Here is a 12,822-nt window from a genome sequence, read left to right as displayed (position 1 = left end):
CTGCTCAGCGATTCCCGATCGTGGCAGTGGCCAAACCGGGAAAGTCTGTAATCAGGCTGTCCACGCCAAAATCAGCGAGCCGGCGCATCAGTGCCGGCTCGTTGACCGTCCAGACCGACACGTGCAGCCCCTGTTTCTGTGCCTTCAGCAGCCGCTCCGGGGTGCACAGCATCCAGTTCAGCGCCAGCAGGTGGCAGCCATAGTGCGAGGCTACCTTCAGCGGGTCGAGCCAGGCATATTCGGCCACCAGCCCGCGTTGCAGGTCCGGCGCCAGTTCTTCCAGGGCGCGCAGCACCGTGCGCGAACTCGAGGTCACGGTAATCCGGTCACGCAGCCCGAAACGGCCCACCAGTTGATGGATCGCCTGCACGGTGCGACCGGCGCGGTCCTTCGACGCGCTTTTGACTTCCAGCTGCCAGTGCTCGAACTCGCAGCGCTCGAACAACTCCGCCAGGCGCGGGATAGGGCAGGGGCGCACCCAGCCCGGACCGCCTTCGCGGGCATCCATGGTCACCAGGTCCTCCGCCAGTTGCTCGGAAACCTTGCCGCGCCGGCCGGTGGTGCGTTTGAGCGTCGGGTCGTGGATCACCATCAGCTCGCCGTCGCGGGACAGGTGCAGGTCAAGCTCGCAACGCTTCACGCCATGTTCCAGGCAGCGCAGGAAGCTGTTCAGGGTGTTTTCCGGTGCTTCGCCTTTGGCGCCGCGATGGCCATAGATCAGAGTCACTGAGGCTCCTTGGGAGACGGGGTCTTCGGAGAAAGGTCTTTGAGGTACTGGGATCGGTGCTGGCGGACGGCGTCGACGACGTGCCCGCTCTCGAAATAAACGCTGAATTCGCGATAGTCCCAGCGCGAGATGGGCGGCTTGCCCACCGCTGGGTGTTCCTCGTCCGGCAGGCCGAAGCGCTCCAGCACGGCCTTCTGGCTCTCGCCGCGTGCCGGCAGCACGATGTGCGGATCGCCCTGGTCGCCCACGGGAATCTCGATCGTGTCGGCCAGCAGTGGCAGCGGTACGGCGAGGCAAAGCAGAAGCAGCAACTGACGCATGGAAATCCTTTCGTTCATTCGTCGCGAGCCTTGGCCAGGCGGCGTTCCAGAGCCTGGCGCTGGAGGATGTGGCGGGCCAGCAACTGGCGCTGGGCGTCACCGAGGATGTCGAATTCGGTACCGATCTCGTAGTCGCCCTCGGGTTGCTGCTGGCAGTGGGTGACCTTGGCGCGCAGCAGCAGGCCCAGGCCCTGGGGCAGCAGGACGATTTTCAGCGCCAGTGGCTGGCCCACGGGAAGCGGCTGATCGTCGCGGAAGTTGATGCCACCTTCGGACAGCGTCACCTTGCGCGCCGGGCCGATCTCGCTGAGCAGGCTCTGGGTCAGGGCCTGGGCGATCAGGTCGATGCGCTTGTTCATCACCTTCAGGTAGCTGGCCAGCGGGCGGTCGCGCTCGTGGATATGGCGCAGCAGGTGCTGCGACTCGAAGTCGGTGAGGTGCAGGTCGCTGAGCAGGTTGAACAGCGCGGAATCATCCTGAAGCACTTCTTGCGAGTGGATTTCGTCCTCGCGTAGCGGGCGAAATTCCAATGCGAGCGTGTCTTCAATACGATAGTATTCGCGGCGGTCATCCGCGTCTGGAGTGGACATGGCGAACCCACGGCGGCAGTGATGGTCTGAGTGTAAAGCCGCCTGCCGAGCCCCGCCACACGGAAGTCAGCCGCCAGATGGATTCTGCCGCCGGACGCACTCTTCATCTTCTTGATCGGTCCCCCATGTTCAGACCTCTTTCCGTCTACATCGGAACGCGCTACACACGCGCCAAACGCCGCAGCCACTTCGTTTCCTTCATTTCGCTCACTTCCATGATCGGCCTCGCGCTGGGCGTGGTGGTGATGATCGTCGTTCTTTCCGTGATGAACGGCTTCGACCATGAGATGCGCACCCGCGTACTGGGCATGGTTCCCCACGCCACGGTCGAGTCCTACCAGCCGATTTCCGACTGGCAAGGCATCGCCGGGCAGATCAAGACCCAGCACCCCAACGTGCTGGAGGTCGCGCCCTTCATCCAGATGCAGGGCCTGCTCAGCGCCGGCGGCACGGTACAGAAGGTGCTGATCAATGCGGTCGATCCGAACGAGGAGAGCAAGGTCTCGATCATTGACCAGTTCTTCCAGGAGGGCTCGCTGCAGAGCCTCAAACCCGGCGAGTTCGGCATCGTCATTGGCGACAAGGCGGCGAAGAACCTCGGCGTGAAGCTGGGCGACAAGGTCACCTTCATTGCCCCGGAAGTCTCGGTCACCCCGGCTGGCATGTTCCCGCGCATGAAGCGCTTCACCGTTGTCGGCACCTTCCATGTCGGCGCCGGCGAGCTGGACGGCTACGTCGCCATGGTCCAAATCGATGACGCCGCGCGTATGCGCCGCCTCAAGGAAGGCCAGGTCGAAGGCCTGCGCCTGAAGCTCGACGACCTGTTCCAGGCGCCGCGCACCGCCTGGGAAATCGCCCGGACCCTGAAGGGCAACGACTACTTCGCCCGCGACTGGACCCGCAGCCACGGCAACCTGTACCAGGCCATCCGCATGGAGAAGTCGATGATCGGCCTCTTGTTATTGCTGATCGTCGCGGTCGCCGCGTTCAACATCATTTCCACCCTGGTCATGGTCGTCACCGACAAGAAGGCCGACATCGCCATCCTGCGCACCCTCGGCGCCACGCCGGGGCAGATCATGGCGACCTTCATGGTCCAGGGTACGGTGATCGGCGTCATCGGCACCTTCATTGGCGGCGTGCTGGGTATCCTCGCGGCGCTCAACGTCAGCTCCGCCATTGCCCTGCTGGAGCGCCTGCTGGGCCACAAATTCCTCAACGCGGACGTCTACTTCATCGATTACCTGCCCTCGCAACTGATGAGCGAGGACGTGATCCTGGTGTGCAGCGCCGCGCTGATCCTGAGTTTCTTCGCCACCCTGTATCCGGCCTGGCGTGCGGCGCGCACCCAGCCCGCGGAGGCATTGCGTTATGAGTAACAACGATCAGGCTGTCCTGAGCTGCCGCGACCTCGGCAAGCGTTACGAGGAAGGCCCGCAGTCGGTCGAAGTGCTGTCCAACGTGCAGCTGGAACTGCTGCCCGGCGAGCGCGTCGCCATCGTCGGCAGCTCCGGCTCGGGCAAGAGCACCCTGCTGAACATGCTCGGCGGCCTCGATACGCCCAGCTCCGGCAGCGTCTGGCTGGCCGGCGAGCAGCTGTCGGCGCTGAACGAGAAGCAGCGCGGCCTGCTGCGCAACCGCGCGCTGGGCTTCGTCTACCAGTTCCACCACCTGCTGCCGGAGTTCACCGCGCTGGAGAACGTCTGCATGCCGCTGCTGATCGGCAAGACGCCGATCCCCGAGGCCCGTCAGCGCGCCACCGCGCTGCTGGAGCGCGTCGGTCTGGGGCATCGCCTGAGCCACAAGCCGTCCGAGCTGTCCGGCGGCGAGCGCCAGCGCGTGGCTATCGCCCGCGCCCTGGTCAACACACCGAAACTGGTGCTGCTCGACGAGCCCACCGGCAACCTCGACCAGCACACCGCCCACGGTATCCAGGAACTGATGCTGGAACTGTCGCAGTCCCTGCGCACCGCCTTCCTGGTGGTGACCCACGACACTCACCTCGCCCAGCAGATGGACCGTGTGCTGCGCCTGGAGGAGGGTCGGCTGGTCGCCGCCTGAGGGATACCGGAATGTTCAGACCCCTGTCCGTCTTCATCGGCACCCGCTACACCCGGGCCAAGCGGCGCAATCACTACATCTCGTTCATCTCCCTGACCTCGATGATCGGCCTCGCCCTGGGCGTGCTGGCGATGATCGTGGTGCTGTCGGTGATGAACGGCTTCCAGAAGGAAATGCGTTCGCGGATTCTCGGCATGGTCCCCCACGCCGTGCTGCAAAAGACCAGCGGCCCGCTGGACGACTGGCAGCGCGTAGCCGAGGTGGCGAAGCAGAACCCGAAGATCGTCGGCGCGGTGCCCTACACCGAAGTCGACGGCATGCTCTCCTATAAAGGGATGATGCAGCCCATCGAGGTGGACGGCGTCGATCCTGCGCTGGAAACCCAGGTATCGATCATCGGTCAGCACATGGTCCGGGGCAGCCTCGATGACCTGAAAGTCGGTGAGTTCGGCGTGGTCATCGGTGAGATCACCGCACGGCGTTTCCACGTCAACGTCGGTGACAGCCTGCTGCTGATCGTTCCCGAGCCCAGCTCCGCGCCGGGCGGCATCACCCCGCGCATGCAGCGCCTGAACGTCGTCGGCATCTTCAAGGTCGGCGCCGAGCTGGACAGCACGCTGGCGTTGATCCATGTGGATGACGCAGCGAGCCTGATGCGCTGGCAGCCCGGCCAGGTGCAGAGCGTGCGTATCGCCCTGAAGGACCTGTTCCAGGCACCGGAAGTCGGCGCCGCCATCGCCAAGCAACTGGGCGACGGCTACCGTTCAGTGGACTGGACGCACACCCAGGGCAGCCTGTTCAGCGCGATGAAGATGGAAAAGACCATGATCGGCCTGCTGCTGTTGCTGATCGTCGCGGTCGCCGCCTTCAACATCATCGCCACGCTGATCATGGTGGTGGCCGACAAGCGCGCGGACATCGCCATCCTGCGTACCCTGGGCGCCACGCCGAAGCAGATCATGGCGATCTTCATGGTCCAGGGCACGGTGATCGGCCTGATCGGCACCGTCATCGGCTGCGTGCTGGGCGTGCTGGCGGCGTACAACGTCACCGCCATCGTCTCGACCCTGGAGCGCATCGCCGGCACCCACGTGTTCAATTCGGACATCTACTTCATCAATTACCTGCCGTCCGACCCGCAGATCAGCGATATCGTGCTGATCTGCGTCGCGGCGCTGTCGATGAGCTTCCTCGCCACGCTGTACCCGGCTTGGCGCGCGGCCTCGACCCAGCCGGCGGAATCGCTGCGCTACGAGTGATGCCTTTGCCTACGAAAAAGCCGCCCCGATGGGCGGCTTTTTCGTCTCTGCAATCGGAGGCTGGGATTGGCGTAGGAGCGGACTTCGTCCGCGATTGGCTGGCCGCGCTCCCTGGTTGGCCGGAGCTGCGGTGAATCGATCGCGGACGGAGTCCGCTCCTACAAAGACAAGAGCCTAGAGCCCGCGCTGCACATTGCGCAGCGCCCGGCGCCGCCGCCAGCTGCGGCCGATCCACCAGCGCCAGTAACCTTCGGTGGCCAGGTAGCCGAGGATACCGACCAGAATGCCGCAGATCACCGAGCCCAGCAGGAAGGGCTGCCAGAGCATCGACAGTTCGCCGCTGATCCATTCCCAGGTCAGGTGGTCGGGCAGGGCGCGCGCCGGAATGCCCATCACCCAGGCGCCCATCTTGTAGGTGCAGTAGAACACCGGCGGCATGGTGATCGGGTTGGTCAGCCAGACCAGCCCTACCGAGATCGGCAGGTTGGCCCGCACCCAGACGGCCAACGAAGCGGCCAGCAGCATCTGCAGCGGGATCGGGATGAAGGCGGCGAATAGCCCCATGCCCATGGCGCGGGACACGGAGCGGCGATTCAGGTGCCAGAGGTTGGGCGACTGGATCAGCGGTCCGAGAAAGCGCAGGCCCTTGTGGTTCCTGATGCTCTCCGGATCCGGCATGTAGCGCTTGAAGATTCGGCGCGGCATGGGGGAAATCTCTGGCAGACGGACGACGCCACATTATGCCTAGCTAGGTGACAGTCATTCGTTGCCAACTATGTCCGTGTGTAACCGCCGCCGATTCATCGGATCAGCGGTTGCGCGGGACTCCAGGGAGGAGTCCGTTGCCTCATACAGGGATGTTCGCGCTGGCCTGCGGGCTGCTACTCCTGCGCTGGATGCCGGTGCTCCCGCCGGGCTGGGTGCTGCTGCTTCTGTCCGCCTTCGCGCTGCCCCTATTGTTTACCCGCGCCTACTTCATCGGCCTGTTCCTGCTGGGGTTCGCCTGGGCCTGCCAGTCGGCGCAGTGGGCGCTGGACGATCGCCTGGCCCGAGAGCTGGATGGCCGCACGTTGTGGCTGGAGGGCAGGGTAGAAGGCTTGCCCGATCGCACCGGGCCCTCGGTGCGCTTCATGCTCACCGACGTCACCAGTCCGCGCCTCAGGGTACCCGCCACGTTGCGGGTGTCCTGGTTCGGCGGTCCGCCGGTCGAAGGGGGCGAGCGCTGGCGCTTGGCGGTGAAGCTCAAGCGGCCGCATGGCATGGTCAACGGCGCGGGTTTCGACTATGAAGCCTGGCTTACCGCGCAGCGCATCGGCGCCACCGGCAGCGTCAAGGATGGACAGCGGCTCCAGTCGGCCAGCGGGCCAAACGCCTGGCGCGAGGCCTGGCGGCAGCGCCTGCTGGCAGTGGATGCCCACGGCCGCTCTGGCGCCTTGGCGGCGCTGGTGCTGGGCGATGCCTCCGGGCTGACGCCAGCGGACTGGCAGGTCCTGCAGGACACCGGAACCCTCCACCTGATGGTGATTTCCGGCTCGCACATCTCGTTGCTGGCGGGGCTGCTCTACGCGCTGATCGCGGCACTCGCGCGTTTTGGCTGCTGGCCGGCGCGCCTGCCTTGGCTGCCGTGTGCCTGTCTGCTGGCGGCGGCCGGCGCCTGGAGCTACAGCCTGATGGCGGGGTTCGACGTGCCGTTGCAGCGCGCCTGCATCATGGTGTCCATCGTCCTGCTGTGGCGTCTGCGATACCGACATCGCGGGTTGTGGACACCGTTGCTCGGCGCTCTGCTGGCGGTGCTGCTGGCCGAACCGTTGGTAGTGCTGTTACCGGGGTTCTGGTTGTCCTACGCAGCCGTCGCCTTGCTGATCTTCGGCTTCTCCGGCCGGCTTGGCCGTTGGACCGCCTGGCGCACCTGGCTGCGTGCGCAGTGGCTGATGGCGGTCGGGCTGCTGCCGGCGTCCATCGCGCTGGGGCTGCCGCTGAGCATTTCAAGCGTGATTGCCAACCTGGTCGCGGTGCCCTGGGTGGAGATGGCGGTCGTGCCGCTGGCGCTGCTCGGCAGCCTGTCGCTTGGGCTGCCCTGGGTGGGCGAGGCGCTCCTCTGGGTGTCCGGTTGGTTGCTCGACCTGCTCTTCCAATGGCTGGGCTGGATGGCGGGGCTGGCGCCTGCGTGGCAGCCGGTGGCGGCGCCGGCCTGGGCGCTATCCGTGGCCATGCTGGGCGCCCTGTTGCTGCTGGCTCCAGCGGGAATGCCACTGCGCGCGCTCGGGTTGGCGATGTTCCTGCCGGTGTTCTGGCCGACGATTTCGCGGCCGCCACCTGGGCAGGCGGAAATCCGTGTGCTTGATGTCGGACAGGGGTTGTCAGTATTGATTCGCACGCGAAATCACGCCTGGCTCTACGACACCGGCGCGCGCAACGGTGACTTCGATATTGGCGAGCGGGTGGTCGTGCCGACGTTGCGCAGCCTGGGCATCGACCACCTCGACATGCTGATGCTCAGCCATGCGGACAACGACCACGCGGGCGGTGCCCCGGCGGTGAAGGCGGCCTTGCGACCGGCCCATGTGGTCAGCGGGGAGCCCGATCGCCTGCCGGCGGAGCTGCGGGCGGCACCGTGCCCCGGTACGCACTGGGACATCGATGGCGTGCGCCTGTCTTCGTGGGCGTGGAAGGGCGCGCGGGAAAGCAACGACCGCTCCTGCGTGCTGGAGGTCACTGCCGACGGAGAGCGACTGCTGTTGACCGGCGACCTGCCGCAGCCAGGTGAGATCGCCTGGCTGGCCGAACACCCCGGCGTCCACATCGACTGGCTGCTCGCCGGGCACCACGGCAGCCGCAGTTCTTCGGGCCCGATCTTCCTTCGTGCGATCGGGCCCTCCGCGGCATTGATTTCCCGTGGCGCCAACAACCCCTACGGCCATCCCCATCCGTCGGTCGTGGAGCGCTTCCGCGCACTGGGTATACGGATTCACGATACGGCGGAGCAGGGCGCGCTGACCCTGATGCTCGGTGCCCATGGCGAGCTCCGGGGAGTGCGGGAGGGTGCACATTTCTGGCAGGAAAATTGAGCCTGGGGCGGTCGGCTCGCCACGGCCCCTGTGCTAGAGTGGCGCCACTTTTTTTCAGGGGATTCACCACTGTGTGGGAACTGGTCAAAGCTGGCGGCTGGATGATGCTGCCGATCTTGCTGAGCTCCGTCGCTGCCATGGCGATCGTCGCTGAACGTCTGTGGACCCTGCGCCTGAGCCGTGTGGCGCCGCCGCAACTGCTCGGTCAGGTGTGGAAGCAGATCAAGGACAAGAAGATGAACAGCCAGGCCCTGAAGGACCTGCGCGCGTCGTCTCCGCTGGGTGAAATCCTCGCCGCGGGCCTGGCCAACTCCAAGCATGGTCGCGAGATCATGAAGGAGTGCATCGAGGAAGCCGCCTCCCGCGTCATCCACGAGCTGGAGCGCTACCTCAACGCCCTGGGCACCATCGCCGCCATGGCGCCGCTGCTCGGCCTGCTGGGCACCGTGTTCGGCATGATCCAGATCTTCAGCGCCTTCATGGGTGACGGCATGGCCAACGCGCCGATGCTCGCTGGCGGTATCTCCAAGGCGCTGATCACCACCGCGGCCGGCCTGATCGTGGCGATCCCGGCGGTGTTCTTCCACCGTTACCTGCTGCGCCGCGTCGATGAGCTGGTCATCGCCATGGAGCAGGAAGCCATCAAGCTGGTGGAAGTGACCCAGGGTGACCGCGAAGTCGACTTCGTCGAGGAAGGCAAAGCGTGAAATTCCGCCGCAGAGCGGGCGGAGCGGCCCGCGAGGACGTCTTCATCAACCTGGCGTCGTTGATCGACGTGATCTTCGTGTTGCTGCTGTTCTTCGTGGTGGCCACCTCGTTCACCAAGCCGTCGCAGCTCAAGGTCGAACTGCCTGAGGCGGTCAGTGGCACACCGCCCGAAGCCACCGAGATCAAGCAGCTGGAAATCTCCATCAGCGTCGAAGGTCACTACGCGCTCAACGGCCAGAGCCTGGCCCGCGACGACCTGGACAACCTGATGAGCGCCATGCAGCGCGAATCCGCGGGCGACAACAGCCTGCCGGTGGTGATCACCGCCGATGGCAAGGTGGATTACCAGTCCGTCGTCACTGCGATGGATGCCGCCGGCAAGCTGGGCTTCACCCATCTGCGCATCACCACCATCGAGTCCCGTTCGGACGCCAAGAAACCCTGATGGCGTTCTCCGATCGTCTGCTCGACGCCTGGTACAAGGGCCACCCGGCCCTTGTCCTGCTCAAGCCGCTCGAATTGCTCTACCGGCGTGTCGCCCGCGGCCGCCGGGATGACTTCCTCTCCGGCGCCAAGCCGGCCTACCGCGCGCCGGTGCCGATTATCGTGGTGGGCAATATCACCGTCGGCGGTACCGGCAAGACGCCGATGATTCTCTGGTTGATCGAACATTGTCGCGCCCGTGGCCTCAAGGTCGGCGTGGTCAGCCGTGGCTATGGCGCAAAGCCGCCGCAGACGCCCTGGCGCGTGCGCGCCGAGCAATCCGCGACGGACGCCGGTGACGAGCCGCTGATGATCGTGCGCCGCAGCGGCGTGCCGCTGATGATCGATCCGGACCGCTCCAGTGCCGTGCGTGCGCTGCTGGCCGAGGAGCCGCTGGACCTGATCCTCTGCGACGACGGTCTGCAGCATTATCGCCTGGCCCGTGACCTGGAGCTGGTGCTGATCGACGCCGCGCGCGGCCTGGGCAATGGCCGCTGCCTGCCCGCCGGACCGCTGCGCGAGCCCGTCGAGCGCCTGGACGAAGTGGACGCCGTGCTGCACAACGGTGCACCGTTCGATCCGCCGGGCGCCTTCTCCTTCGTCCTGCGACCTTCTGCCCTGGTCAACCTGGCCAGCGGCGAGCGACGGGACGTCGAGCTTTTCCCCGCAGGGCAGGCGCTGCATGCGCTGGCCGGGATCGGCAACCCCCAGCGTTTCTTCACGACGCTCGAGGCGCTAAACTGGCGGCCGATTCCGCATCCCTTCCCCGACCATGCGGCCTACACCGCCGAGCAGCTGCGCTTCACGCCGGAACTGCCGCTGGTCATGACCGAGAAGGATGCGGTGAAATGCCGGTCCTTCGCCGCGCCCGACTGGTGGTATCTCGCCGTCGAAGCGCAGCCCTCGCCGGCCTTCGTCGCCTGGTTCGACGTCCAGCTCGAGCGCCTGCTCGCCCGCTGATCGTCCCGCCTGCAGGGCGCACGCATACATTACTGGCTCACGTTCAAGGAACGCACCATGGACCCGAAACTCCTCGATATCCTCGCCTGTCCGCTGTGCAAGGGCCCGCTCAAGCTCACCGACGACAAGTCCGAGCTGATCTGCAAGACCGATGGCCTGGCCTACCCGGTGCGTGACGGCATCCCGGTGATGCTCGAAGGCGAAGCTCGCACCCTTAACGTCGACGAGCGTCTGGACAAGTAATCCCATGAGCCACGCCTATACCGTCGTCATTCCCGCCCGTTACGCCTCCACCCGCCTGCCGGGCAAGCCGCTGCAGGATATCTGCGGCAAGCCGATGATCCAGCACGTCTGGGCGCAGGCCGGCAAAAGCTCCGCCACCCAGGTCGTGGTCGCCACCGACGATCAGCGCATCTTCGAAGCCTGTCAGGGCTTCGGTGCCCAGGTGGTGCTGACCCGCGCCGACCATAACTCCGGCACCGACCGCCTGGCGGAAGTCGCCGACGTGTTGGGTCTGGCCGACGACGCCATCGTGGTCAACGTGCAGGGCGACGAGCCACTGGTGCCGCCGTCGATCATCGACCAGGTGGCCGCCAACCTCGCGGCGCACCCGGAAGCGGGCATCGCCACCCTGTGTGAGGAAATCCATGACCCGGCCGCGCTGTTCAATCCCAACATCGTCAAGGTGGTCAGCGACAAGAACGGCCTGGCCCTGACCTTCAGTCGCGCCACGCTGCCCTGGGCGCGTGACGCTTTCGCCGTGGATCGCGAATCCCTGCCGGCCAATGTGCCGTACCGCCGCCACATCGGCATCTACGCCTACCGCGCGCGCTTCCTGCGTGACTTCGTGGCCTGGGGTCCGTGCTGGCTGGAAGACACCGAATGCCTGGAGCAGCTGCGCGCGCTCTGGCACGGCGTGCGTATCCATGTGGCTGACGCCCTGGAAGCTCCGCAGGCGGGTGTCGATACCCAGGAAGACCTGGAGCGCGTTCGGCGCATCCTGGGGGGCTGATGAAGGTCCTGTTCGTCTGCCTCGGGAACATCTGCCGCTCGCCCACTGCCGAAGGCGTATTCCGCCACAAGGTCCGCGAAGCGGGCCTTGAGGATCGCGTCGAGATCGACTCGGCCGGCACCGGCGATTGGCACGTCGGCAAGGCGCCGGACGCACGCACTCGCGCCGCCGCGCTGCGCCGTGGCTATGACCTGTCGGGCCTGCGGGCGCGGCAGGTCAATGTGGCGGACTTTTCCCGCTACGACCTGGTGCTCGCCATGGATCACGCCAACCTGCGCGACCTGAAGCACCTGCGCGCCGGTAATGGCAAGGCTGATCTGGACCTGTTCCTGCGCCGCTACGAAGGTGTAGTCGACGAAGTGCCGGATCCGTACTACGGCGGCGAGGATGGCTTCGAGCAAGTGCTGGACCTGGTGGAGCGGGCCTGTGACGGCCTGCTCACGGAAGTGAAGAGGCGCCTGTGACGCTGCAGCTGCAAGAACACATTTCCCTCAAGCCCTACAACACCTTCGGGGTCGAAGTCGCGGCGCGCTGGTTCGCCCAGGCTCATGACGACGACGAGGTGCGCGCCGGTATCGCGGTTGCCGCCGAGAAGGGCCTCTCGTTGATGGTCGTTGGTGGTGGTAGCAACCTGTTGCTGACCCGTGATATCGACGCGCTGGTTCTGCGCATGGCTTCTCGTGGCCTCCGTGTCGTCAGTGACGATGGCGAGCATGTGGTGGTCGAGGCCGAAGCAGGCGAAGTCTGGGACGACTTTGTGCGCTGGACCCTTGCGCAAGGATTTGGCGGACTGGAAAACCTCAGTCTCATTCCCGGCACCGTGGGTGCTGCACCCATGCAGAACATCGGTGCCTACGGCGTCGAGATCAAGGACGTGTTCGCCGGCCTGACCGCGCTGGATCGCCAGACTGGCGAGCTGCGCGAGTTCGGTCTGGAGGATTGCGCTTTCGCCTACCGCGAAAGCCGGTTCAAGCGTGAGCCGGGTCGTTGGCTGATCCTGCGGGTTCGCTTTGCGTTGAACCGCGCGGCGAAACTGCATCTCGACTATGGTCCGGTGCGCCAGCGCCTGGTGGAGGAGGGCGTGACCGCGCCGACGCCGGCTGACGTGTCACGGGTAATCTGTGCGATTCGCCGCGAAAAACTGCCTGATCCCGCAGTCCTGGGCAATGCGGGCAGTTTCTTCAAGAACCCCGTGGTCTCGGCTGATCAAGCGGACGAATTGCATCAGCGCTACAGCGACCTGGTGGCTTATCCGCAGGGCGACGGACAGATGAAGCTCGCGGCCGGCTGGTTGATCGACAAGGCTGGCTGGAAGGGTTTCCGTGATGGCGCTGCCGGCGTGCACGCCCAGCAGGCGCTGGTCCTGGTCAACTATGGCGGCGCTACCGGTTCACAGTTGCATGACCTGGCTCGGCGTATTCAGGGCGATATCCAGCAGCGCTTCGGCGTGGCGCTGGAGATGGAGCCGAATCTCTACTGAGCTTGCTCGGGGTGCGAAAAGGGATGCAGCTGCATCCCTTTTTTGTGCCTGTTGTCTGGGTGAGTGGGGCAGCTCACCTGTAGGGGCGAGCTTGCTCGCGAAGTGTCTCGCGCTGCGATGCCGCGCTGATCGTAGGAGCGGACCCTATCCGCGA

15 protein-coding genes are annotated in these 12,822 nt (G+C 65.6%); 11 read left to right on the top strand and 4 right to left on the bottom strand.

The features are described 5' to 3' along the window. Window positions 1–4: 4 nt before the first annotated feature. Genes JVX91_RS23895 through JVX91_RS23885 form a run of 3 tightly spaced genes read right to left on the bottom strand, consistent with a single transcriptional unit; the run spans window position 5 to window position 1,637 of the window. Complete coding sequence (locus tag JVX91_RS23895; RefSeq protein WP_205336566.1) at window positions 5–727, bottom strand: glycerophosphodiester phosphodiesterase; 723 nt, start codon at window positions 725–727, stop codon at window positions 5–7. Beyond that, window positions 724–1,047 carry a phosphodiesterase gene (locus tag JVX91_RS23890; protein WP_205336565.1) on the bottom strand — a complete coding sequence of 108 codons (324 nt, stop codon included), beginning with the start codon at window positions 1,045–1,047 and terminating at the stop codon, window positions 724–726. The genes JVX91_RS23895 and JVX91_RS23890 overlap by 4 nt, the downstream gene beginning before the upstream one ends. 14 nt (window positions 1,048–1,061) lie before the next feature. Further along, window positions 1,062–1,637, bottom strand: coding sequence for a PilZ domain-containing protein (locus tag JVX91_RS23885; protein WP_205336564.1), 576 nt, complete (start codon window positions 1,635–1,637; stop codon window positions 1,062–1,064). 125 nt (window positions 1,638–1,762) lie between these two features. On the opposite strand from JVX91_RS23885, the gene JVX91_RS23880 reads away from it, so the two are divergent. From JVX91_RS23880 to JVX91_RS23870, 3 genes are read left to right on the top strand one after another with little or no spacing between them, the layout of a single operon-like run. Then, window positions 1,763–3,016: a lipoprotein-releasing ABC transporter permease subunit gene (locus JVX91_RS23880; protein ID WP_205336563.1), complete on the top strand. Its 1,254-nt coding sequence runs from the start codon at window positions 1,763–1,765 to the stop codon at window positions 3,014–3,016. Next, the gene (lolD, locus tag JVX91_RS23875; RefSeq protein WP_205336562.1) at window positions 3,009–3,698 is read left to right on the top strand and encodes a lipoprotein-releasing ABC transporter ATP-binding protein LolD; all 690 of its coding nucleotides are present in this window, start codon (window positions 3,009–3,011) and stop codon (window positions 3,696–3,698) included. The genes JVX91_RS23880 and lolD overlap by 8 nt, the downstream gene beginning before the upstream one ends. Before the next feature lie 11 nt (window positions 3,699–3,709). After that, on the top strand, window positions 3,710–4,957 hold the full coding sequence (locus JVX91_RS23870; protein ID WP_205336561.1) for a lipoprotein-releasing ABC transporter permease subunit: 1,248 nt from the start codon (window positions 3,710–3,712) through the stop codon (window positions 4,955–4,957). A gap of 174 nt (window positions 4,958–5,131) precedes the next feature. Here JVX91_RS23870 and JVX91_RS23865 read toward each other — a convergent pair whose 3' ends face one another. After that, a complete protein-coding gene (locus JVX91_RS23865; RefSeq protein WP_205336560.1) occupies window positions 5,132–5,662 on the bottom strand; it encodes a DUF2062 domain-containing protein in 531 nt (176 codons plus the stop codon). Window positions 5,663–5,814: 152 nt separating this feature from the next. On the opposite strand from JVX91_RS23865, the gene JVX91_RS23860 reads away from it, so the two are divergent. From JVX91_RS23860 to murB, 8 genes are all read left to right on the top strand, one after another. Beyond that, window positions 5,815–8,025, top strand: a complete 2,211-nt coding sequence (locus JVX91_RS23860; RefSeq protein WP_205340090.1) for a DNA internalization-related competence protein ComEC/Rec2 — start codon at window positions 5,815–5,817, stop codon at window positions 8,023–8,025. A 71-nt stretch (window positions 8,026–8,096) separates the two neighbouring features. After that, a complete protein-coding gene (locus tag JVX91_RS23855; protein WP_017519262.1) occupies window positions 8,097–8,732 on the top strand; it encodes a MotA/TolQ/ExbB proton channel family protein in 636 nt (211 codons plus the stop codon). Beyond that, window positions 8,729–9,178, top strand: a complete 450-nt coding sequence (locus JVX91_RS23850; RefSeq protein WP_205336559.1) for a biopolymer transporter ExbD — start codon at window positions 8,729–8,731, stop codon at window positions 9,176–9,178. Before JVX91_RS23855 ends, JVX91_RS23850 begins: the two co-directional genes overlap by 4 nt. Further along, window positions 9,178–10,176 (top strand): tetraacyldisaccharide 4'-kinase, encoded by a 999-nt coding sequence (gene lpxK / locus JVX91_RS23845; RefSeq protein ID WP_205336558.1) that lies wholly within the window; start codon window positions 9,178–9,180, stop codon window positions 10,174–10,176. Before JVX91_RS23850 ends, lpxK begins: the two co-directional genes overlap by 1 nt. Before the next feature lie 57 nt (window positions 10,177–10,233). After that, window positions 10,234–10,419 carry a Trm112 family protein gene (locus JVX91_RS23840; RefSeq protein WP_081519465.1) on the top strand — a complete coding sequence of 62 codons (186 nt, stop codon included), beginning with the start codon at window positions 10,234–10,236 and terminating at the stop codon, window positions 10,417–10,419. A 4-nt stretch (window positions 10,420–10,423) separates the two neighbouring features. After that, window positions 10,424–11,188, top strand: a complete 765-nt coding sequence (kdsB, locus tag JVX91_RS23835) for a 3-deoxy-manno-octulosonate cytidylyltransferase (RefSeq protein WP_205336557.1) — start codon at window positions 10,424–10,426, stop codon at window positions 11,186–11,188. Next, window positions 11,188–11,652 (top strand): low molecular weight protein-tyrosine-phosphatase, encoded by a 465-nt coding sequence (locus tag JVX91_RS23830; protein WP_205336556.1) that lies wholly within the window; start codon window positions 11,188–11,190, stop codon window positions 11,650–11,652. Before kdsB ends, JVX91_RS23830 begins: the two co-directional genes overlap by 1 nt. Further along, a complete protein-coding gene (gene murB, locus JVX91_RS23825) occupies window positions 11,649–12,668 on the top strand; it encodes a UDP-N-acetylmuramate dehydrogenase (protein WP_205336555.1) in 1,020 nt (339 codons plus the stop codon). Before JVX91_RS23830 ends, murB begins: the two co-directional genes overlap by 4 nt. Window positions 12,669–12,822: the final 154 nt, after the last annotated feature.

The sequence above is a fragment of the Pseudomonas sp. PDNC002 genome, from assembly GCF_016919445.1.
In the GTDB taxonomy this organism is placed as follows: domain Bacteria; phylum Pseudomonadota; class Gammaproteobacteria; order Pseudomonadales; family Pseudomonadaceae; genus Pseudomonas.
The sequence above is the reverse complement of the archived record's forward strand: the minus strand, read 5'-3'. Positions and strand labels throughout refer to the sequence as shown.

Coding starts and splice junctions, on each gene's coding strand:
- lpxK (WP_205336558.1), top strand. CDS start 9,178: ATGGCGTTCTCCGATCGTCTGCTCGACGCCTGGTACAAGGGCCACCCG.
- JVX91_RS23865 (WP_205336560.1), bottom strand. CDS start 5,662: ATGCCGCGCCGAATCTTCAAGCGCTACATGCCGGATCCGGAGAGCATC.
- JVX91_RS23840 (WP_081519465.1), top strand. CDS start 10,234: ATGGACCCGAAACTCCTCGATATCCTCGCCTGTCCGCTGTGCAAGGGC.
- JVX91_RS23830 (WP_205336556.1), top strand. CDS start 11,188: ATGAAGGTCCTGTTCGTCTGCCTCGGGAACATCTGCCGCTCGCCCACT.
- JVX91_RS23890 (WP_205336565.1), bottom strand. CDS start 1,047: ATGCGTCAGTTGCTGCTTCTGCTTTGCCTCGCCGTACCGCTGCCACTG.
- JVX91_RS23880 (WP_205336563.1), top strand. CDS start 1,763: ATGTTCAGACCTCTTTCCGTCTACATCGGAACGCGCTACACACGCGCC.
- lolD (WP_205336562.1), top strand. CDS start 3,009: ATGAGTAACAACGATCAGGCTGTCCTGAGCTGCCGCGACCTCGGCAAG.
- kdsB (WP_205336557.1), top strand. CDS start 10,424: ATGAGCCACGCCTATACCGTCGTCATTCCCGCCCGTTACGCCTCCACC.
- JVX91_RS23885 (WP_205336564.1), bottom strand. CDS start 1,637: ATGTCCACTCCAGACGCGGATGACCGCCGCGAATACTATCGTATTGAA.
- JVX91_RS23860 (WP_205340090.1), top strand. CDS start 5,815: ATGTTCGCGCTGGCCTGCGGGCTGCTACTCCTGCGCTGGATGCCGGTG.
- JVX91_RS23870 (WP_205336561.1), top strand. CDS start 3,710: ATGTTCAGACCCCTGTCCGTCTTCATCGGCACCCGCTACACCCGGGCC.